The organism is Streptococcus sp. Marseille-Q8145 (assembly GCF_965112035.1).
Window position 1 is genome coordinate 168381 of sequence record NZ_CBCOPQ010000001.1, and the last position, 21972, is coordinate 190352.

General features: G+C 41.4%; 18 protein-coding genes and 1 riboswitch. Of the genes, 2 read left to right on the forward strand and 16 right to left on the reverse strand.

Translation table 11 applies throughout. The features are described 5' to 3' along the window. Positions 1-45 precede the first annotated feature (45 nt). The 3 genes from ACWPVL_RS00915 to ACWPVL_RS00925 are packed head-to-tail and all read right to left on the reverse strand — an operon-like array spanning position 46 to position 2727. Positions 46-900: a shikimate dehydrogenase gene (locus ACWPVL_RS00915; protein WP_454386266.1), complete on the reverse strand. Its 855-nt coding sequence runs from the start codon at positions 898-900 to the stop codon at positions 46-48. Next, on the reverse strand, positions 890-1567 hold the full coding sequence (gene aroD / locus ACWPVL_RS00920; protein ID WP_005590561.1) for a type I 3-dehydroquinate dehydratase: 678 nt from the start codon (positions 1565-1567) through the stop codon (positions 890-892). The genes ACWPVL_RS00915 and aroD overlap by 11 nt, the downstream gene beginning before the upstream one ends. Continuing rightward, on the reverse strand, positions 1564-2727 hold the full coding sequence (locus ACWPVL_RS00925; protein WP_454386268.1) for a class I SAM-dependent rRNA methyltransferase: 1164 nt from the start codon (positions 2725-2727) through the stop codon (positions 1564-1566). The genes aroD and ACWPVL_RS00925 overlap by 4 nt, the downstream gene beginning before the upstream one ends. 361 nt (positions 2728-3088) lie before the next feature. Between ACWPVL_RS00925 and ACWPVL_RS00930 the strand changes: the two genes are divergently transcribed. Then, positions 3089-5290 carry an LTA synthase family protein gene (locus ACWPVL_RS00930; protein ID WP_454386270.1) on the forward strand — a complete coding sequence of 734 codons (2202 nt, stop codon included), beginning with the start codon at positions 3089-3091 and terminating at the stop codon, positions 5288-5290. 135 nt (positions 5291-5425) lie between these two features. On the opposite strand, the gene pulA is transcribed toward ACWPVL_RS00930, so the two are convergent. The 5 genes from pulA to ACWPVL_RS00955 all read right to left on the reverse strand — a co-directional run bounded on the left by pulA (position 5426) and on the right by ACWPVL_RS00955 (position 12838). Further along, positions 5426-7723 carry a type I pullulanase gene (gene pulA / locus ACWPVL_RS00935; protein ID WP_454386272.1) on the reverse strand — a complete coding sequence of 766 codons (2298 nt, stop codon included), beginning with the start codon at positions 7721-7723 and terminating at the stop codon, positions 5426-5428. 14 nt (positions 7724-7737) lie between these two features. Further along, positions 7738-8697: a diacylglycerol kinase family lipid kinase gene (locus ACWPVL_RS00940; protein ID WP_045499540.1), complete on the reverse strand. Its 960-nt coding sequence runs from the start codon at positions 8695-8697 to the stop codon at positions 7738-7740. A gap of 8 nt (positions 8698-8705) precedes the next feature. After that, entirely contained in the window at positions 8706-10664 is a 1959-nt protein-coding gene (ligA, locus tag ACWPVL_RS00945) for an NAD-dependent DNA ligase LigA (protein WP_454386274.1), read from the reverse strand. 290 nt (positions 10665-10954) lie between these two features. Next, the gene (locus tag ACWPVL_RS00950) at positions 10955-11710 is read right to left on the reverse strand and encodes a hypothetical protein (protein WP_454386276.1); all 756 of its coding nucleotides are present in this window, start codon (positions 11708-11710) and stop codon (positions 10955-10957) included. A 612-nt stretch (positions 11711-12322) separates the two neighbouring features. Beyond that, positions 12323-12838 (reverse strand): QueT transporter family protein, encoded by a 516-nt coding sequence (locus tag ACWPVL_RS00955; RefSeq protein ID WP_148888481.1) that lies wholly within the window; start codon positions 12836-12838, stop codon positions 12323-12325. Continuing rightward, a riboswitch (PreQ1 riboswitch) is annotated at positions 12836-12958 on the reverse strand. It overlaps the preceding gene by 3 nt. Before the next feature lie 28 nt (positions 12959-12986). On the opposite strand from ACWPVL_RS00955, the gene ACWPVL_RS00960 reads away from it, so the two are divergent. Further along, a complete protein-coding gene (locus ACWPVL_RS00960; protein WP_454386809.1) occupies positions 12987-13427 on the forward strand; it encodes a GtrA family protein in 441 nt (146 codons plus the stop codon). A 186-nt stretch (positions 13428-13613) separates the two neighbouring features. On the opposite strand, the gene ACWPVL_RS00965 is transcribed toward ACWPVL_RS00960, so the two are convergent. From ACWPVL_RS00965 to metK, 8 genes are all read right to left on the reverse strand, one after another. Then, on the reverse strand, positions 13614-14417 hold the full coding sequence (locus ACWPVL_RS00965; protein ID WP_454386278.1) for a hypothetical protein: 804 nt from the start codon (positions 14415-14417) through the stop codon (positions 13614-13616). Between the two features lie 82 nt (positions 14418-14499). Then, entirely contained in the window at positions 14500-15348 is an 849-nt protein-coding gene (locus ACWPVL_RS00970) for a hypothetical protein (RefSeq protein WP_454386280.1), read from the reverse strand. A gap of 10 nt (positions 15349-15358) precedes the next feature. Then, positions 15359-16279, reverse strand: coding sequence for a YihY/virulence factor BrkB family protein (locus ACWPVL_RS00975; RefSeq protein ID WP_454386282.1), 921 nt, complete (start codon positions 16277-16279; stop codon positions 15359-15361). Between the two features lie 45 nt (positions 16280-16324). Further along, positions 16325-17182 carry a methionyl aminopeptidase gene (locus tag ACWPVL_RS00980; protein ID WP_314043450.1) on the reverse strand — a complete coding sequence of 286 codons (858 nt, stop codon included), beginning with the start codon at positions 17180-17182 and terminating at the stop codon, positions 16325-16327. Between the two features lie 14 nt (positions 17183-17196). Continuing rightward, positions 17197-18474 (reverse strand): CBS-HotDog domain-containing transcription factor SpxR, encoded by a 1278-nt coding sequence (spxR, locus tag ACWPVL_RS00985; RefSeq protein ID WP_454386285.1) that lies wholly within the window; start codon positions 18472-18474, stop codon positions 17197-17199. Then, a complete protein-coding gene (locus tag ACWPVL_RS00990) occupies positions 18467-19018 on the reverse strand; it encodes a GNAT family N-acetyltransferase (RefSeq protein WP_045499509.1) in 552 nt (183 codons plus the stop codon). The genes spxR and ACWPVL_RS00990 overlap by 8 nt, the downstream gene beginning before the upstream one ends. Before the next feature lie 33 nt (positions 19019-19051). Further along, positions 19052-20311 carry a UDP-N-acetylglucosamine 1-carboxyvinyltransferase gene (locus tag ACWPVL_RS00995; RefSeq protein ID WP_454386288.1) on the reverse strand — a complete coding sequence of 420 codons (1260 nt, stop codon included), beginning with the start codon at positions 20309-20311 and terminating at the stop codon, positions 19052-19054. Positions 20312-20414: 103 nt separating this feature from the next. After that, a complete protein-coding gene (gene metK, locus ACWPVL_RS01000) occupies positions 20415-21605 on the reverse strand; it encodes a methionine adenosyltransferase (RefSeq protein WP_454386290.1) in 1191 nt (396 codons plus the stop codon). Positions 21606-21972 lie beyond the last annotated feature (367 nt).

Sequence of the window (21972 nt, forward strand, 5' to 3'; positions counted from 1 at the left end):
CCTTGTTTTTCCTGCTCCAACCTTAAAGGAGCTGAGTACGAGTGACTATTTATACAGAGCTTCTAGCTGCTGCCAAATTTCCTGACAGGGCATGGATTGGTCTGTCCAAAGCTCAAAAGCTTCTGCTGCCTGATAAAGCAACATACCCAGACCATTCACTGCCACTACCTTCTGACTTCGAGCCCACTTTAAAAAAGGTGTTTCAAAAGGTTTGTAAATCACATCCGCAACTAAAATCTGGCTCGGCAGCTGAATACTTTCAGCTAATGGCAAAGTTTTTCCATCCATACCCACACTTGTTCCATTGACCAGAAGGTCTGATTGGTTAATTTTATCCTGCAAGGTAGCTAAGTCTTCTAAGTTAAAAACATGAATCCTACTCTTAGTCTGGCGGCTGATAACTGCCATCTTGCTGACGGTCTTATCATAGGATGCCTGCCGAGTAAAGACAAAGATTTCTTCTGCCTGATCCAAAGCAGCTTGAGCGATAATAGCTGTTGCGGCTCCTCCAGCACCTAAAATGGTCATTTTTTTGCCCTGAATAGCAAAAGACGGCAAGCTCTTAAAAAATCCCTTGCCATCCGTATTATATCCTATCAATATACTATTTTTATTCACCACTGTATTCACAGCCCCGATAAGACGGGCACTGGGAGCCAATTCATCAAGATATTGGATGACTTCCTGCTTGTAGGGCATTGACAAATTTATCCCAAACATATTATACCTTCGGATATTAGCAACGGTCGCTTCTAAATCCTCTGCTTCAATTTCCAAAGCAAGGTAGACACCATTGACAGCAGTCTTCTCAAAGGCAGTATTATGAATAAATGGTGAAATGCTATGCTTAATCGGCTTAGCAACCACTGCAGCTAGACGAGTATGGCCATCAATTTTCATTTAAAATCTCCCGCACAACCTTCATGTTTGCTAGGGAAACCTGACCCGGTGCACTCGGCTGTTCAACGCTAGCAAAAGACCAGCTCGAACCTGTCAAATCTGCAGCTAAGCGAGAAATCTTTCCGACTTTTCCCATAGAAATCGTTACATACTCTTGCTCAGGATTCAAAATCTTAAATCCACGAGTGTAGTTCATCAGATCCAAGACATCCTGCTCATTGTGAGCCATGACAGAAACTTTGACCACTTTTGGTGCCAAACTTGTCAATTCTGACAAAATTTCCATCATATTTTCAGGCGTTTCCTCAAAATTATGATAACTGAGAACTAAATTTGGAAACTCGAGCATTTCTTCAAATTTATCTTTATGCGAATAGTATTCAAAATCAACATAGTCTGGCGAATAAAAATTGGCCACTTCTTTGATGAGAGCAACATATTCATCATCTGACAGATCAATTTCACCACCTTCTCCGCGACTTCGCAGCGTGAAGAGCAATTCACGACCAGCAAATTTCTCGAAAATAGCAGGAGCAACGTTGAGAATGCTCTCTTTCGGCAAAAAGTCCGCGCGCCATTCGATAATGTCAGCATCATCATAACGACTCACATCAATTGCTTTAGCCTCTTCTAAACTTCTGGGCATGATTGAAACGACTAATTTCATTTATCCACCTTAATTGTAAATACCTTTAGGTAGTTACTATTCTCATCTTTCTTATTGTATACAAAGTCTGCTGGTAGGCCATATTCCGCTAGATAGCGGTGAGGAACTCCTGCAAATCCTTTTTCAATTTCTTTTTTAAACTTACTTTTAGAGACATTGGCTGCATTGGTCGAAAGAATCAATGTTCCTTTCGGACTCAAGATTTCCAAGGCCTGAGCCACCAAACGATGGCAATCTTTCGCAACAGAGAAAGTCTGCTTTTTATTGCGAGCAAAGCTCGGCGGATCAAGGACAATCACATCATATTTCAACTCGTGACGCTTGGCGTATTTGAAGTAATCAAAGACATCCATAACCACGAAACGATGAGGCTCTAAATCCAAACCATTGGCTTCAAAATGCGCTTGGGAAAGCTCGCGGCTACGTTTGGCCAAATCCACCGAAGTTGTTTGACTGGCACCGCCCATAGCAGCTGCCACCGAGAAAGCTGCTGTATAAGAAAACATATTGAGCAGGCTTTTTCCGCTAGCTAAGCCGTCAACCAGACTCCCCCGTACCTCGTGCTGGTCCAGAAAAATCCCAGTCATCAGGCCATCATTCATGAAAACTTGATAGCGAACGCCATTCTCCAAAACCGTAAAATAGGCTGGCGCTTCTGCTCCGTAGAGATGGGCAGACTCATAGTCCAAGCCCTTGAAGCGAATCTTCTCGTAAGCTCCAGCGACCTCAGGAAATACCTGCTGGAAAGCAGCCACTATCTGATCCTTAATTGAAAAAACAAAGGAATTGTACCAAGAGAAAACGGCATATTTCTCATAGATATCAACCGTAAAACCGCCAAAACCGTCACCTTCTTGGTTAAACAGGCGATAGGCTGTCGTATCCTCCGCATGACGGTAATAGAAACGCTTGTCTTTAGCTTTTTCAAACAAATGCTGAAAGAAAGCTGAGTTCAGCTCTACCTTAGCATAGGAAATCAGCCAACCAAGCCCCTTATTTTGTAAGGAGAGATAAGCCGTTCCCAAGAACTTCCCCTGCTGACTATGCAATTCCACACATTGATCGGTGAATGAAAGAGTTGGAAAATCATTCTTATCTAGAACTAAAATTCCTTTTCTCAACTTTTCCTCTGTCTGTTTATTAACAGTAAGTTTCTTCATAAGCATTATTATACCAAATATTGTGAAAATTCTCAAAGCATATTTATTATTTTCAAATAATACTTGTTTTAGTAGAAGAAATCTCCAACATTTTATATATTAAATATTTATTTTATCAGGCGGACTTTCAAGTAAGCTTCCCTATTCCCACTTTCCATCATTAATATTGAAACAAAGCCTGTTTAATTTTAGATATTTTTGCGAACAATCTTGAAGCTAGGAAATAATTGCCCTTATTAAATTACCTTACAAATAAAATAAACTAAACACTAAATCACCTCAATTTTTCCTCATCTTGAAAAATTGTGATATACTTAGAAGAAGAGAATTTTTAGGAAATAAGACAAGGAAGTATCTTTCTGTGAAAAAAATAACCAAGAATTTACTCAATTTTATGAGTACAAGGCTCGGTTTCGTCTTGAGCTTGCTCACGATTTATTGGTTAAAAACCATGTGGGCTTATACCGTTGATTTTAATTTAGATATTCAAGGAGCCTATCAAATTTTTCTGGCTCTGATTAACCCTTTCCCAATTGGACTTTTACTGATTGGACTCGCCCTTTATATCAAGCCGACCAAGCTTTTTTATTGTGTCAGCACGGCTATCTACATCATGCTCTTTGTCTGGTTGGTCTCAAACTCCATCTACTACCGTGAGTTTACCGACTTTGTGACAGTTAATACCATGTTGGCCTCTAGCAAGGTGTCTGCAGGTCTCGGGGCAGCAGCCATGGAGCTCTTCCGCCCTTGGGATGCTATCTATATCATTGATTTTCCAATTCTGGGCTGGCTTTTTTATAAAAAGTATATCTGCTTGGATCATCGTAGGTTTAATTTCCGCGCCAGCTTTGCTGTAACGTCCCTATCAGCGATGCTCTTTTCGGCCAATCTTTTCCTAGCAGAAATTGATCGTCCTGAGCTCCTGACACGCGGATTTTCAAATTACTATGTCGTTCGCGCCCTTGGTCTTCCTGCCTTCCTGGGCTACAGTGCCAATCAAACCTATGCTGCTAATAAAGAGCGTTCCAAAGCCTCTGCCAAGGATCTAGAACCCGTTCAACAATATATCCAATCCCATTATGCTGAGCCAAACTCTGAATACTATGGTATTGCCAAAGGTCGCAATGTTATCTATGTCCATCTAGAAAGCTTCCAGCAGTTTCTTATTGATTATAAACTGCAGATGGAGGGCAAGGAATATGAAGTTACGCCTTTCCTCAACTCCCTTTACCACTCCAACTCAACTTTGGCTTTTTCAAATATCTTTAATCAGGTCAAGGCTGGAAAGACTTCCGATGCGGAGACCATGATTGAAACGGGTCTCTTTGGTCTCAACCAAGGCTCCTTCATGGTAAACTACGGCGGTACCAATACCCAACAAGCAGCACCTTTTATCCTATCAAAAAATGGAGACTACACATCTGCTGTTTTCCATGGAAATACAGGTAGTTTCTGGAACCGCAACACAGCCTACAAGCAATGGGGTTATAATTATTTCTTCGATGCGTCTTACTTTACCAAGCAAGACGAGACCAACTCCTTCCAGTATGGTTTGAACGATAAGATTATGTTCAAAGATTCCATCAAATATCTGGAACATTTGCAGCAGCCTTTCTATGCCAAATACATCACCGTCTCTAATCACTATCCTTATACGACCAGTCTGATTGGCGATGAGATTGGTTTCCCACTGGCAGATACCAAAGACGAAACCATCAATGGCTATTTTGCAACAGCAAACTACCTCGACTCAGCTGTCAAAGCTTTCTTTGACTACCTGAAAGAAGCTGGACTCTATGAAAATTCAATTATCGTCCTTTACGGCGACCACTATGGAATTTCCAATTCCCGTAATCCAGCTTTGGCACCTTTGATCAATAAAAATTCTGAGACTTGGTCTAGTTACGACAATGCCATGTTGCAGAGAGTGCCATACATGGTCGTGATACCTGGAATGGAAAAGGGAAAAATCATCGATACCTTTGGCGGACAAATCGATATGCTGCCAACCTTGGAGCATTTATTGGGGATTGACTCCAAAAATTACCTTCAAGTCGGGCAAGACCTCCTCTCACCTCAGCACCAGCAAATCGTGGCCTTCCGCTCAACCAATAACTTTGTAACACCAAAATACACAAGTTATAGCGGCCGCATTTACAACACACAAACTGGTGAGGAGATCACTCTGCCAGACGAATCAACAACAGCTGAACTAGAAGCTATCCGAACAGCCGCAAATACACAACTGAAAATGAGCGATGCTATTCAGACAGGGGACCTATTCCGCTTTTACACAGGCAATAATCTAGGAAAAGTCAATCCTGACGATTACAATTACATCAACTCTTTGAAAGCCCTCAAGGCCATTGAGAAAGAAAAAGGCGACCAATCAACCAGTCTTTATTCAAAACGTGGCGGTGTATCTTCTGTGGATCTCTTTAATTCACCAAGTTATCGAGTACTTCACCCAGAACAATTTCACTCTAGCACTAGCAGCGAAGAGGGAACTAGCGGAGAGTCCTCCAGCTCTTCTAGCTCCTCCAGTTCAAGTGCCAGTCCCTAATCTATGAGGCTACTCAACTCTTCCTAAAACATTGAAAAATGTTGAGGGAGAGTTTTTTTATTTTTGAAGCACAAAAAAAGATTGAAGACTTAAGCTGCAAAGCCTGTCTTCAACCTTTTCTTATTTTTATTCATATTATGCAATCACTTCAAAAACGGAAGCGGTCAGATTCTCCACATAGAAGGGTCTCTTATGACGACTATTTCCGACCAACAAACGCAGGTGATCCGCATTCTCAAGGTAATATGGCAGTCCACTTGCATTAAAAATGATTTCATAATGTTTTTCATCTTTAATCTCAAAAATGACGATACCACTGCCGGCAAAGGCTTCTTTTACAAAGACATGTTTGTAAATCTCTTCATAGGTTTGATAAGAAAATTCCTTCTGACTTGTCTTTAAGCGAAGGATTTGCTTGATATAGTCAATACTCTCCTGATGTTGGCTGATCAATTCCCAATTCACTTGATTGATAGCATCGGGAGCATTGTAGCTGTTCATTGCTCTGTCACGGTCGCTAGGCAGGACTTGGCCCTCTTCGCCTGTTCCTACTAGTTTCGTGCGGGAAAATTCTTGGCCCAATTCCATAAATGCCATACCCTGCATAAGCAAGTTCATAGCTGTTGCCAGCTCAATTCTTTTGGTCCGAGTGACCTCATCATCTTCTGGGTGCAAGTCAACCAGCAAATCATGCAGGTTGAAATTATCATGCGCCTCCACATAATTAAGAACCTGAGTTGGTGTCAAATAGGAGCCTAACTCACTGCTACCCAGAATGGCTTTGGCTATGATATCTTCCGTCGCTTGTCCGCTCACATAACCAGCTTTCAGACCACCGTAGACTTCAGCACCCTTTATCGCATCGCGCTGAGTATCATTAAAGAAGCCAATTCGCGGCAGTTGATATGCATTGTCTTTCTTAGCCTTGTCCTCTGGCATCAGGCCTGTTCCCATATCCCAACCTTCACCATAAAGCAAAATCCGTGGATCAATTTTATCCATTTCTTCTCGGATGATATTCATGGTGGTGACATCATGGATTCCCATCAGATCAAAACGGAAGCCATCCACATTGAATTCTTCTACCCAATAGCGAAGTGAATCAATCATGAATTTGCGGAACATTTCATGCTCACTGGCCGTCTCGCTGCCAACTCCGGTACCGTTTTGGAAAGAACCGTTGGGATTCATCCTGTAGTAATAATCGGGAACCGTTGACTGAAAGGCTGAGTCGAAGGTCGAATAAATATGATTGTAAACCACATCTAAGGTCACAGAAATCCCTGCATCATGATAAGCCTGAATCATGGTTTTCAAATCTCGGATGGCCTGACCCGGATCATTCGGATTAGAAGAAAAACTAGTTTCTGGTGCATTGTAGTTCTGTGGATCATAGCCCCAGTTATAAGTAACTTGGCCATTTTCGTCATAGTCCTTGTGTCGGTCAGAAACCGGCTGGAGCTGCACGACATTGATACCTAGATTGCGAATGTAATCAAAAGTAGTCTGATCTCCCTGACTATTTCTAGTGCCTCCTTGACAAGCACCTAAAAAAGTCCCTCGCAAATGCTCTGCGACACCGGAACTAGGCGATTTACTAATATCGCGGATATGCATCTCATAAATGACCGCTTGATTCGGATTATCTAAACGCCAAGTTGCCTCCTTGCCTTGACATACCTTAAAACCAGCAACAGTCTTGTCCTGTTCAGCAACAATAGCTGAGCGCTTGCCATCAGGACAGGTGGCGATTGTATAAGGATCGCGCGTCAAAAAATGCTGGTTTTCAAAATGAACATGATACTGGTAGCCCTTGCCAGCTAAATCTTCTGGCACTTCCACCGACCAAACTCCGATTGTATTTTTAGCATGATCGTGCGAGTAAATCTCTCCCTTTTCCATAGAGAATTCTTTATAAACAGCTGCTTGATTATCCGAAGTTTCATAGACTAGCAATTCAACTTTTTTGGCTGTCGGAGCCCAAACTTTAAACTCATTTACTTGCCCCCGCAGACGATGCCCAAGCCAACCTTGGTAGCCCCAGCATTCATCAAAATAATCCGACCGCATGGCCACATCGAAATTATGAGGACGTCGCCGCGAATATTGGTGGCTCGTCGTCGCCGCTTGCAAGGAATAGTAGACCTGGTGATCTCCTTCAATCAACCACACCTCTGTAGGCAAATGAACTGGCAATAAGTCAATGTGGTAGTCGCAAGATTGGCTGGACCAGTCTGAACGCTTGACAATCACATGAGCCTGACTAAGAGGCTCCCAACTTTTAAAAGATAGTTCTCCCTGGATACCAAAATAATCTAGTTTAGAAAAAGGTGCTTCTTTTCCCCACTGATCTGTCTGCCACTGCCACAAATCATAAGAAAAGTAATCTCCCTTAGGATTGTGGTAATGGACAATGACTTTATAGTCTAGCATTTTCATTTATCTCTTCATTCTAATTTTTCTAAGGAAAGAGCGCTCTCATCGATTTCATCTATATTGGCGAAAAACTCCAGATGATTGTGCAAAACTTCCAATTCTACTGGTGTATCTCCTCCGTACTCACCGTCTAGATTCAACATAAAGGGAGCTTTTTTATCTAATACTTCTAGCTTCAATTTGCTGGTTTTCAGATATTCAACATTAGCATCCGTCACATGTTGGCCACCATTAATTGCTTGTATGATGAGACTAAGCATATCAAACAACTTGGCCGTTTTTACAAGAATCAAGGTGAAATTTCCATCGTCCAGTTTTGTATCTGGCGCTAGTTTTTCAAAGCCTCCGATAGAATTAGTCAAGGCTGCAAAGACAAGCGAAATCTTGCCCTCAAAAACACCATGGTCATGCTCAATCCGTACCTTACGCGATTTGGAGCGTGGCAGCATTTTGGCTCCTTCGGCTACATAAGCCAGATAGCCTAGACGGGTCTTGACTTCACTAGGGACACTGTAAGTCAGCTCTGTCAGAGTGCCTGCCGCCGCAATGTTGATAAAGTATTTACTACCATAAGCCCGGCCGATATCCATCTGAATCGTCTGGTTTTTCTCGATAATACGAGCTGCAGCCACTGGATCTCCCATGGGAATTTTCAAGGCACGCGCATAATCATTGGTCGTACCAGTTGGAATGAAAGCCAGCTTGGGGCGCACATCTAAGCCTGCAACTCCATTCACTACTTCATTGATAGTCCCATCTCCACCGGCTGCTATAACCAAATCAAAACCTGCTCTTGCTGCTCTTTCAGCTTCTCGCTGAGCAGAGAAAGGCTCTGGAGTCGTCTGGTAGGCACTGGTCTCATAGCCAACATCTTCCAAGACATCCAAGACTTCGGCAATATTTTTTTTGATAATTTCCTGCCCAGAAGTTGGGTTATAAATTAATCTTGCTTTTTTTATTTTATTTTCCATACTCAGCCTCACAAGCTATCTAGCCAGTCCTCGTCTCGAATCTCGATCCCAAGTTCTTGAGCTTTGGTTAATTTGCTGCCTGCATCGCTACCTGCCACCACCAAATCAGTCTTTTTAGACACACTTCCAGCGACATTTGCACCCAAGCTCAGCAACTTTTCTTTAGCTTGATTCCGTGTTAATTTTTGTAATTTTCCGGTCAATACGACTGTTTTGCCAGCGAGAGCGGCATCAGCTGCCACTTTCTCCCCTAGATAGTCTAGGTTGACGCCAGCTTCTTGTAATTCTTGCAGCAGAAGCTGACTGCCTTCCTGCTCAAAGTAAGAATGCAGACTCTGAGCGATAACTGTCCCTAGGCTGTCAATGGAAGATATTTCCTCTTGACTTGCCTGAGACAGCTTGATCATATCGTGGAATTTCTCCATCAAAATCCGACTAGCCTTGCTTCCCACGTGACGGATTCCCAGACCAAAGAGCAATTTCTCTGCTGAGTTTTCCTTGGAAGCTTGAATAGCAGTATACAATTTATTCGCTGATTTTTCCTTAAAGCCGTCCAAGGTCAGCAAATCTTCTACAGAAAGTCGATAAATTCCAGCCACATCCTTGACCAAGTTCTTATCAAAGACCTTTTCGACCACTGCTGGACCAAGGCCAGTAATATTCATAGCATCCCGGCTGGCAAAGTGAATCAAGCCTTCCTTGATCTGGGCTGGACAGAGCGGATTGATACAACGCAGAGCCACTTCGTCCTCGAAATGCACCAGCTCACTCTCACAGCTCGGACAGTGACTTGGTATTTCCAAAGCCTCCTCTGAGACCCGCTTAGACTCCACCACGCGCAAAACAGCAGGAATAATATCCCCCGCTTTATAGACGATAACGGTGTCTTTCTGACGAATATCCTTCTCTGCAATATAGTCCACATTGTGCAAGGTTGCTCGGCTAACAGTCGTCCCCGCTAGCTGAACTGGCGTCAAGTTCGCCGTTGGAGTCACAACTCCCGTCCGGCCGACTGTCCAGTCAACAGACAGAAGCTGGGCTTCCTTTTCCTCAGCTGGAAACTTATAAGCGATGGCCCACTTAGGTGCCTTGACCGTAAAGCCAAGTTCTTCTTGCACCGCCAGGTCATTGACCTTGATGACAATACCGTCAATCTCATAAGGAAGACTATCCCGCTCCTGAGCAATCTTTTCAATAAACTCCCAAACGGCATCAATCGAATCCGCTAGAAAATGAATCGGATTAACTGAAAAGTCCAAAGACGCCAGCTTGTTTAAGACGGCTTCCTGGCTTCTAGCCTCAGTCGGACTGGCTTCTTGGTAGAGGAAGGTTGCTAGATTGCGCTTGGCCACAACCGCTGTATCCAACTGGCGCAAGGTTCCTGCTGCCGCATTGCGGGGATTGGCAAACTCAGGCTCACCGTTCTCCTGCCGCAGCTGATTGACCGCATCAAAGGAAGCCTTGGGCATGTAGCACTCTCCACGAACCGTAATATCCAGCGGTTCTTTCAAAGTCAGGGGAATATCCTTGACCCGCTTGAGGTTTTCCGTGATATTTTCACCAACAGAGCCATCTCCCCGAGTCGCCCCTGCTACCAAGATTCCCTTTTCATAGGTCAGGGAAATAGAAAGCCCATCAATCTTGAGCTCACAAATATAGGAAACCTGGGGAAATTCCTTGCGAATCCGCTGGTCAAAAGCCATTAATTCTTCACGTGAAAAAGCATCCTGCAAACTAAAGAGAGGATACTGGTGTGGATATTTTTCAAATCCTTCTAAAATCTTCCCACCCACCCGATGCGTTGGGCTATCAGGTAGGATATCAGTTGGGCACTTTTCTTCTAACTCCACTAGCTCACGATAGAGTCTGTCATACTCGCTGTCCGATACACTTGGCCTGTCTGCCGTATAGTATTCATGGGCGTATCGATTGAGCAATTTGACTAATTCTGACATTCTTTCTTTCATACTTCTATTATAACACACCTCACCCAACAGTCCAATAGCTAAAGTAAACGCTAAGCTCAACTAAAAAAGTAACCTCAAAGGCACTTTTTAGTCTCTGATTAAACCAATCAAATACTAACCTTTGGATTTTTTAACTTTGGCAACTTTAAGAAATGAATCTTTCTCACTCTGAACATAAAAAAGTAGAGGACATCAATTATCCTCTACAGATTTTAAAATTTCATTAATCCACTACAGTTGACAAAGATAACTAACTTTTGGAATTTAGGTCATTTTTTGGAAAGTCTCTATTATAATAAATTGCGAATTTTTTCTTTTATAAATGCGTTAAGAGGATAGTGTTTATCAAGATATTCTAGGAGTGCCTGAGCAGATTCAGAGATTAGTTCGTAACCTTGCAAAAAGTAGGGTAATTGTTTGGCCTCATTTGGATAACCTTTTTCAAATCGCCTGTTGCTGTTAAAAATATCTATAAAATTAGATTTAGAAGTTTTTTCCAAATTGATTAGTTCGGTCCAAAGCTTGACGGATCTGTTTTGGATGAAATCATAAGCAGCAAATTTTTCGCCTCTCTGATAGCGACCTAGTCCTATATAGAGATTGCATAAAATTTCTCCCAACAGCCATTCACGGTCTCTATTTTCTTTTGATGGCAATCTTTGTGGTTGGCAGATTGTTCCATCAAAACCGACCTCCTTCCAGATAATCTTGCCTTCAGCGAAGGGAATGTTTACTAGTTCATGAGCTTCAAAGACAGCAAATTCACAAAAAACATCATCTTCAAATAGAACTTTATGTCCATCCACTGTATTTTGGTAGTGAAATGCAATTGGTTCTAGCTTACTTAACCAGGTTAGGTCCTGGATATAGGCATGCTTGTAGCCATCTTTTACAATAACAAAGAAGTCCAAATCTGAGTACTGATCCAATCGTTCTCTTTCTGCTCCGCAAGAACCAAGTGCCAGCAAAGCTAGTGCTTGTCTAGAATCTTTTAGAGACTGACCAATATCATCTAGTCTTTGTAACAGTAATTCTGTTTTATTCATATCGTTACCTCATTATTTCTTGTTTACAGACATTATATAGTTAATGTTTTCGAAAGTCAATTTCATCCAACACCAGACGCATACCAATATAATATGGTGTTTTTTCGGTATTTTTTTGTTATGATAAATTGAATCATTTTACGGAGGTTTTCTCATGTTATCAAGAGTTGAAAAATTTGAAGTAGTCTTTGATTAATTAGAAAGTGGTTCTTATCTTTAAAAAGTTTAAATGATTTGGAAAATACTTGAGAAGGAAAAATATATCGACTTAACCATCAATTTGCAAACGGTAAGATCTTCCCTCAAACGATGAAAATATAAATACGACCGCTCGAAGAATGGCTAATTTACCTAATTAGGCATGAAACAATCATTGCAAAATATATTTTTTAAATTACCCATAAAATGATGAGTTGAAGCGAGTTATTCAAAGTCATATGTATTTCTGATATTTAAAAAAGCGATCTGAGACTCAATCTATATATAAAATTAGGACTGCTAAGTAAAGTGTGGACATTATACCACAATACACAAAATCTTCCTCTATTTGTTCCGAATTCTTCCTAGAAAGCAAAGGACAGAAAAAGAGCGGAAATTCCGCTCTCTGCTGTCTTATTTTGTCAAATCAATCCTTTTCGCAATCTGGTTAATAATGATAGCCCCAACTATCAAGGAAGCAAACTCTCCAATAGCCGTTGTAAACCAAGTCAGGAAGAATGGCAAGCCCTGTAAGAAATACAACTCTGCTGCAATCGTCACCATCGAAATTGAGAAGAAAATCGCAAAATAGAAGTGATCCAAACGAAGCAAATCTTTAATCAGGTATTGATTCTTATAGCGACTAAAGAGGTAGACACCCAATGATAGGAAGACTAAAGTTGACCAGCCGCCGACAAAGACATCAATGATTCCAAAACTATAGAGATTGGCAATCATACAGCCGATGGTCACTCCCATAATGTATTTACGATTATAAAAGGCCATAAAGTTCATCATTTCAGAAATTCTGAACTGGTAAGCACCATAGCTGATAGCATTTAAAGGGGGCGTAATCGTAAGGGCCACATAAATAGCAGCAACAATGGCAATCTGAACCAAATCACGGACTGATAAGTTTTCTTGTTTCATGTTTTCTCCTTTAGCGCATGAGCGCGTGTAATATGCTTGGCGAAAGAAGTTAAGCGCCAAGGGTTGCGTCAGACGGGAAAATTATCTCCTCAAAATCGACAACTTCACTAGTATAGCATAAATCCTAGAAATGTGATAGACTATGCTTATGAAAACTTTGATTAAAAAATTCTTTGACAATGAGGTTCTATCCTACCTTTTCTTTGGTGTGGCAACCACTCTTGTCTCCGTCGTCAGTCGGATGCTCTGCTATGAACTGACAGGAAACGAACTACTAGCTACGATAATAGGTGATATTCTGGGCATTCTCTTTGCCTTTGTGACCAACGATACCATCGTTTTCAAGCAAAAAAGACAAGGCTGGCCAGTGCGATTGGTCAAATTTTTCACAGCCCGGCTGGCAACTATGGCCTTGAACTTGCTGTTAACCTTTATCTTTATCACTAGCTTCCCGCAGATTATTGGTCAATTCGTCCACAACGATATTAAGATGGTCAACACCATTGAAACTTTGATGGCTCAAGTACTGATTATCGTTCTCAACTACGTCTTCAGCAAGATTTTTGTCTTTAAAAACAAGGCAAAATAAGAATAGAGCAGCTATTTTCACCTATAAAAATAAAACTGGACCAGATATTTCTGATCCAGATGTTTTTATTTTTAGACTTCCAAGCTGGGATTTTCAGCTGTCAGATGAGTAATATCGCCTTTGACACCAAAATAGTCCTCAATCAGAGTCTGAAGTCAAACCAGATGGAAATTTTCGGATAGATATTTATTTACTAATGCCTCGTTGCTTCTTAACATGTTCCTTATACATTTTTGACTTTTTCCCATACCATTCCTCAATGCTATAGCCATATTCCTCACGGTATTTCTCTTGATTTTTATTGACTGCATTAAGATTAAATAGTGAAGAGAATGTTGATTTACTCAATGATATTAAGATAATAATGAGAAAGATTGGAGCGATGGGTAATATAGCCAAAAGTAAATGAGCAAGTAAATTTTTAAACCCTGAAATAAGGATACCCGCAATAAAATTTATAAACCATAAAGCCAAGATAACATTTGTATATTTCTTTATTTTCTCCTTGTCAATATCAAAAACTCTAGTATATGACTTTGTTATGAGACTATAAATAATATAGACAACTGCTACGGAATAAGCTAGCCAATAAATAATCCGAATGATTAAAAAAGGAACAAAGAATTGCAAGCCTAAAATTAGTCCAAAAATGCTTAAATGAATAAGAGTGAATAAGACGAGTAAATTGAGTAAATAAGCATAAATTCTATTTCTTTTTGAAATGATATAAATAATCATATACATCGCCCAATAAACTAAAAATAAAACACCAAAAACTTTTTCTGGGATGATTAGTTGATACTCTAATTCAGTAAGCGGCTGCAAAAAAGTTATACTATTCTTACTCATGGATGTTCCTAAAGCAATCGCAAACCATGGGGCAAATATACATATAACAAGAAATAATGGCATTACAAAAATCATTACTAATATATTCCATCGTCGCGTTGTTTCTAGTGCATCATTAATATCTTTTTGTATCTTATCCATTTATTTTCTCCTATTTTGTTCAGGTTCCATTGTAAAAGGAGCTACCATCACCATAAAAATCGAGTGGGTAAGCCAGCATTGACTAAACTTCCTGATCCAACGACTCTTTGTATCTTTTCGACTCTTTCCCATACCAGTCTTCTATGGAGTAGTCAGATAACTGGCGGTAATCTTCCAAATATTTTTTGAGATAGTAGCCTTGAAAATTGTTCACACTTAAAACATACAGAAAGTAAAGGAAGGGGACAAATATTATTGGATTAATGGCTACAAAAATTGAACGAAAGGTACCATTTTGCTGAATAAGATCCGAGTTTGGGAAAAAGATACGGAAAATAACTATTAGGAATAGGATAAGCCCTCCGTACCTTTTTGCAAATACAACAAAACGGTCGAGAAAATCTGCTCCTCTATTTGAGTAAGTAGACTCTTGATACAAAATTTCGAGCGTATTCTTCTGAAAATTTTGAAATAGTCTAATAAAGTACAAAATAAAAGCAACCGTATATAATGCGCCAGATAAAATCATTCCTATTATCGTTCCTGCTCCAGCTATACCTATTACTAGACACTGCAAACAAAGAAGAAAAATCATAAAATTAGACCATACATTGAAGTAATAATATGATAGTGTTGACTGATTTTTTATTTTGGTTAGATCAATTAAATAGCCAGCAAACCCTACAAATCCCAATCCAAATAAAGCACCATTTATGAGGCTTACTTTCATAAATAAAAACTGCAAATTTTGAGAATCAACCCAAATACTAAAAAGAAAGATTAGAAATAGGATAAATTGTATTGTAACAAATCCTAAAAGCTTTCCCTCATAACCTTTTTCATTGAAATCCTCAAATGAAGTTTTGATATACTGATCTGTCACTAAGTTCATACTTTCCTCTAACGAGGCATTAAAAATTGTTTGTTTCATATTTCACCTATTATACATCTGTATTCTTATCTGCATGTCCTTCGTCATCAAATCTCAGAATAAGCTCACCACTACGGCTTTCAAAGTGCGATACGAAGCGGCTTTGGATGCTTGCATTGAGGACAGCACCGACGATTAGCACCTTGGCAATCAGGATAAACCAAAACATGATAATCACAACCACCACTGAGCCGACAAAACGCACATCTAAAAAGCGATCCAGGTAAGCTTCAATATAAACAGTAAAAAGGTTCATGAGGCTATAAATAATAACCAGAACCAAGGTCGCACCCGGTAGTACATAGCGGATTTTAGGAATCTTCACATTGGGTAAAGAAAAATAAAGCAGAATCAGCGAAAGAAAGAGCATCAGATAAATCGTAGGCTCTGTCATGGTCAGCAACTGCTGGTAGAGACCACGGTCAAAGTGCCAGAAATTATAAAGAATCTCGACCAGCATTCGACCGAATAAGGTCAAAACGAGCGACAAGCCTAGTAGGACTTGCAAACCTAGACTCATGATAAAAGCAAAGATCCGCTCCCAGATAAGACCCCGCCCTTGCTTCGTACCATAGCATTTATTAAAAGCCTTTTGCAGAAAAGTCATGCTCTGGGAAAAGGTCCATAGGGCAGATAGGATAGAAATACTCAGCAAACCTGTCGATGGCTTGGTCAGCACATCGCGAACAACCTTGGCGATTGTCAGATACAATGACTCTGGCAGTATGTCTCTCAGCGCAACCAATAGCTCATCTGGCCGAATTTGAAAATAGGGCAGAATATTCGCCGCAATCAATAACAAGGGAAAAATCGAAATCAGAAAATAATAGGCCACAGCAATGCTGGTAATATCTGCCTCCGACGCCTGATAAAAATGGAAAAAAGCTCTGAGAAATTCATTTTCTCTTATCTTTTTGATGAATCCTGTCACATCTCTCTCCTATTCAAAAAGACTGGGACAAGCCCAGCCCTCTACTTAATAAGTCCCTTCTTCGCCCTGGCTGGTTAGAATCACAGGGCCATCTTTGGTAATGACAAATTGGTGCTCGTATTGGCAAGACAGACCGCCATCTAGGGTTTTATGTGCCCAACCGGTCTCAAAGTCTGTGTCAATTTCCCAAGTACCTGTATTGATCATTGGCTCAACGGTCAGAACCATTCCCTCCCGCAAACGCAGGCCACGTCCCGCACGGCCATAATGCGGCACCATTGGCTCCTCATGCATGGTTGGACCAACCCCGTGACCAACCAAATCACGCACCACTCCATAGCCATGACTTTCAGCATATTCTTGAATGGCTGCACCAATGTCTCCAATGCGATTGCCAACTTGTGCGGCTGCAATTCCTCGGTAGAGACATTCCTTAGTCACATCCATGAGTTGCTGCGCTTCTGGACTAATCTGTCCAACAGCATAAGCCCAGCAAGAGTCTGCGACACCACCACGGAAGCCTTCTGTATATTGCTTCATCTGCTCTACGTTGTTAAAGTCCAGCTTAGATACATCCAGCTCAGCCTTGTCGACTAAGCCAACAACCATGTCCACACAGATGATATCACCTTCTACCAATTTTTGATGGCGAGGAAAGGCATGGGCCACCTCATCATTGAGAGAACAACAAGTCGCATAAGGATAATCCATGATGCTGCCCTCTACGCCAATCTGAAGGGGCAAGGCATTGGCTTCTTTACAGCGCTTGCGGACATATTCTTCGATGTCCCACATGTCAATACCTGGCTTGATCAAATCTCTCAAGCCGATATGAACAGAAGCTAAGAAATCTCCACTCTTGTCCATTAAATCAATCTCACGTTGTGATTTTATAGTAATCATTATTTACCTCTTTACTAAGTAATTTTTACAGTAATCGTTGCTTTGGCAACGATGAGCGAATCTAAGTAGATATCATAGTCAATCACTGCTGTCCGTCGCGTCTGATGAATAATACGTGGCCGAATCTGCAGGACATCATCAATCTGAACAGCCTGAAAGAAATAAATCATCATCTGATCGACGATTAAGCTCTGGCCATTCGTAGTCATCAACTGCTGCGTAATCCGCGTGATAATTTCCGTCAGGACGCCATTAGCCAAGACTCTATTTTGCTCCAGCATGAAGGGCTCGACAGTGAAAGAAAAAATATCCTCTTGGCGATGAAGCTTTTGACCCACCTGTTCACTGAAGGTCGGTAGACTGGAAATCTGTGAACGGCTCATTTTCTCCATAATATCCCGACGTGTAATCACTCCAAGGAGAGTCTGATTGCCACGCACTACCGGAATCATCTCAAAATCTTCTGCAATCATGCGCTGACTGATATTGGCAATATTTGCTGAAAGACCAGTCATGAAGATTTTTCGGGTCATAACCTTATCCAAGGTAGTCAAAGGAGACTTATCTCCCGCATCCCGCATCGTCACGACCCCAACCAGCATTTGATGCTGATTGACGACTGGAAAACGACTGGTACGGTTACGACGAACCAAGTCCAGATAGTCACGAACGGTATCTGTGTCATGTAAGAAACCATATTCGTGACTAGCCCTATAAACCTGCTCTACTGTCAAAATATCTGTTTTAATCTGGATATTGGACAGGGCGCGGTTAATCATGGTCGCCACTGTATAGGTATCGTGCTTGGTTCTTAGGACAGGAATGTCAATACGATTGGCCAATTTTAAAACCTCTTGATCGACTTCAAAGCCTCCCGTTACTAGCACGGCATTCTCATTTTCAAGAGCTAAAATCTGAATCTGCGTCCGATCCCCGACAATAAGTAGACCGCCTTCGTTTAAGTAACGTAGAATATTTTGCTCGGTCATAGCTCCGATGGAGAACTTGTTAAATTCTTTTTCCAGTCCCTTTTCGCCGGCAAGCACCTCTGATCCAGTAATATCCGCAATTTCCTTGTAAGTCAGATGCTCTAAAACAACCTTTTTCGACTTCACGCGGATAGTCCCACTTCTGGGTCTGGTCTCGACAATTCCTCTATTTTCAGCTTCCTTGATCGCTCGGTAGGCCGTTCCGTCGCTGACACCCAAGTAATTTGAAATACTCCGAACGCTGACCCGCTTGCCAATTGGAAGATTTTCAAGATAAGCCAAAATTTCCTGGTGTTTACTCATTGAAATCTCCTTTTTCGTAGCGATATTCGGTGTAATCTCTCATCTTTCTCGTATAGCGGTCGCTCCCCTTAAACTGACGGAAGAGCTTAAAACCAGCTTTCAGTGCAACTTTCTGACTAGCAATATTCTCTTCATGCGTAATGATAGTCAAACGCTTAAAATCGAATTTCGTAAAGGAAAGAAAAACTAATTCACGGACAACTTCGGTCATCAGGCCCTGTCCCCAGTAGTCTTTCCTCAAAAAATATCCTAGTTCAGCTTCTTTTTTTATCTCATCCATTTTCTCAAATTTAATGGAACCAATCATTTCATTCGTTTCTTTATCACAAATTGCCCAGATTCCCAAGGGATTTTTCATAAAATAATTGGCGATGACATATTCACTTTCCTGCAAGCTACTTTCAGTCGGAAAAATAAACTCGGTATTATCCGGATTGGAAGCAATTTTATAAAGGGATTCTGCATCTCCAAAAAGAATTGGGCGTAAAAATGAATGCTCCGTTTCAATGAAAGAAAAAGCTGCTAACTGTGTCCACAAATTCATAGGCTTCCCCTATAAAAAATAAGCGATGAACGCTTATTCTTCGATGAGCTGGATGTCAGCACCCAGACTTCTTAATTTTTCAATAATATTGGAATAACCGCGTAAAATAAATTCAATATTGGTAATCTCTGTTCGGCCTTGAGCCATCAGACCAGCAATCACCAAGGCTGCACCCGCACGCAAATCCGTTGCCTTCACAGAAGCACCTTGCAGCTGATTTGGTCCTTCATAGACGATCTGATTGCTAGCAGTCGAAATTTTACCAGTCATCTTTGCTAACTCAGCGACATGATTAACCCGTTTCTCATAGATAGTATCAACAATTTTCCCATGGCCATGAGCTGTCAGCAGAAGTGGAGTGATCGGCTGCTGCAAATCCGTAGCAAAGCCAGGATAAGGCGAAGTCTTGATGTTAATAGCTTTTAATTCCTTCTGCCCTTCTACAAAGATGCTGTCTTCTGAAATGGTCATGCGCACACCCATCTCCTCTAGCTTCGCAATGAAACTTTCCAAATGTTCATAAAGGACATTATTGATCTGGACACCTTGTCCAATTGCTGCCGCCAAAGAAATATAGGTCCCAGCCTCAATCCGATCCGGAATCACTTGATGGCGCGTTCCATGAAGGCTGTCTACACCTTCAATTGTGATAATGTCAGTCCCAGCCCCACGAATATGAGCTCCCATATTATTAAGCAGCGTAGCTACATCGATGATTTCTGGCTCACGTGCCGCATTTTCAATCACCGTACGCCCCTCAGCCTTGACTGCTGCCAACATCGTATTAATCGTAGCACCGACACTAACGGTATCCATGTAGATACTAGCTCCAGCCAAGCGCTTACCACCCGTTGACAATTTCATATAATTGCCTTCCATGGTCATATGAGCGCCCATCGCTTCAAAAGCTTTGAGATGGAGATCAATCGGACGAGGACCAAGGTCACAGCCCCCAGGAAGGCCAACTGTCGCTTCTCCAAAACGCCCTAGTAAACTTCCATAGAAATAGTAAGACGCTCGCAGACTATTGATTTTACCAGATGGCATCGGCATATTCTTGATGTTTCTAGGATCAACTTCTAAGCAATCGCCAGACCGCTTGACAGTCGCTCCCATGATTTCCATGATTTCGATGAGGCTATCAACATCCGAAATCGCCGGTACACCATCTAAAGTAACAATATTATCAGCTAAAATAATAGCTGGGATAAGGGCCACAACACTATTTTTAGCACCATTAATAGTCACCTCTCCTTTTAAAGGGCGACCACCATTAATTACAATTTTTTTCATGTTTTAAAATTTAGCTCTTTCACGGTATTACTCTTTATTATATCATAGTTTTATCCATTTTCCTAGACAAAAAAGCCCTCAGTTTAAACCGAGAGCTACTATTTTATTGCAAAGCCGCTTGGAGTGCAGCCACCTTGTCTGTGCGTTCCCAAGGAAGATCGATGTCTGTTCGACCCATATGACCGTAAGCAGCCGTTTGACGATAGATTGGTCGTTTCAAATCCAACATTTGGATAATCCCCGCCGGACGCAAATCAAAGATCTGGCGGACAGCGTTCTGAAGTCTGCTTTCAGAAACTAAGCCTGTTCCAAAAGTATCAATGCGAACTGAAACTGGATGAGCAACTCCAATAGCATAGGCCAACTGCACTTCTACTTTTTTAGCCAAACCAGCAGCTACAATATTTTTAGCGATATAACGAGCCGCGTAAGACGCAGAGCGATCGACCTTGGTTGCATCCTTACCAGAGAAGGCGCCACCTCCATGGCGAGAATAGCCACCATAGGTATCCACGATAATCTTACGGCCTGTCAAGCCAGAGTCTCCTTGAGGACCACCGATAACAAAGCGGCCAGTAGGATTGATAAAGACCTTAGTCTGACCATCCAAGTATTCACTTGGAATCACTTGAGCAATGACCTTTTGGATGACGTCCTGATGAATCTGCTCATTGCTGACTTCAGGATCATGCTGGGTAGAAATAACTACTGTATCCACACGCAATGGGCGATCATTTTCATCGTATTCGACCGTAACCTGAGACTTGGCATCTGGTCGCAGATAAGACAATTCACCTGACTTGCGCATTTCTGCCAAGCGACGCACCAGTTTGTGACTGAGAGAAATAGGCAATGGCATGAGCTCTGGTGTTTCATCCACAGCAAAGCCAAACATGAGACCTTGGTCACCAGCCCCAATCAAATCCAGCGGATCTTTTTGAGCATTTCCTCGAACCTCAAATGCTTCATTGACCCCTTGAGCAATATCTGGCGACTGTTCTACCAAAGATGGATGGACGCCAACTGTCTCTGCAGAAAAGCCATAATCTGTATTGGTGTAGCCAATCTCTGCGATGGTATCACGAACCACACGGTTAATATCTACATAGGCTGTAGTCGAAATTTCACCAAAAACATGAACCGAGCCTGTATAAACGGCTGTTTCGGCAGCCACATGAGCCTCTGGATCCTGAGTTAAAATAGCATCCAAAATAGCATCGGAAATTTGGTCTGCAATCTTATCGGGATGCCCCTCCGATACAGACTCAGACGTGAAAAGTTTACGTTCTGACATAAAAATGTCCCCCCTAATAAAATATTAAACAAATAAACAAACTCCAAAATGATTGCAAATCATCTCGCCCACGAGTTACGACGCGAAAGAAACAAAAACGATACCTTTTTATTTCTGAGCTAGTAAGGCGCATAGGGTGACCGCAATATAGCGGCAGCAGTAGAATGACGAGCGGCTTTGGAGCCGTCATTGTTTGCGAGTTACAAAGTACTGATAGAAGTTTCCTACCATCTTATCGGGACTATATAACCTCTCCATTATATCATGATTTTTAGAATTATGCTGAATCATTTTCAAAAGAAAAGCTATAGTTCAAAACTATAACTTTATCATTTAGATTTATTCGATCTAAGCGGATTATTAGTGC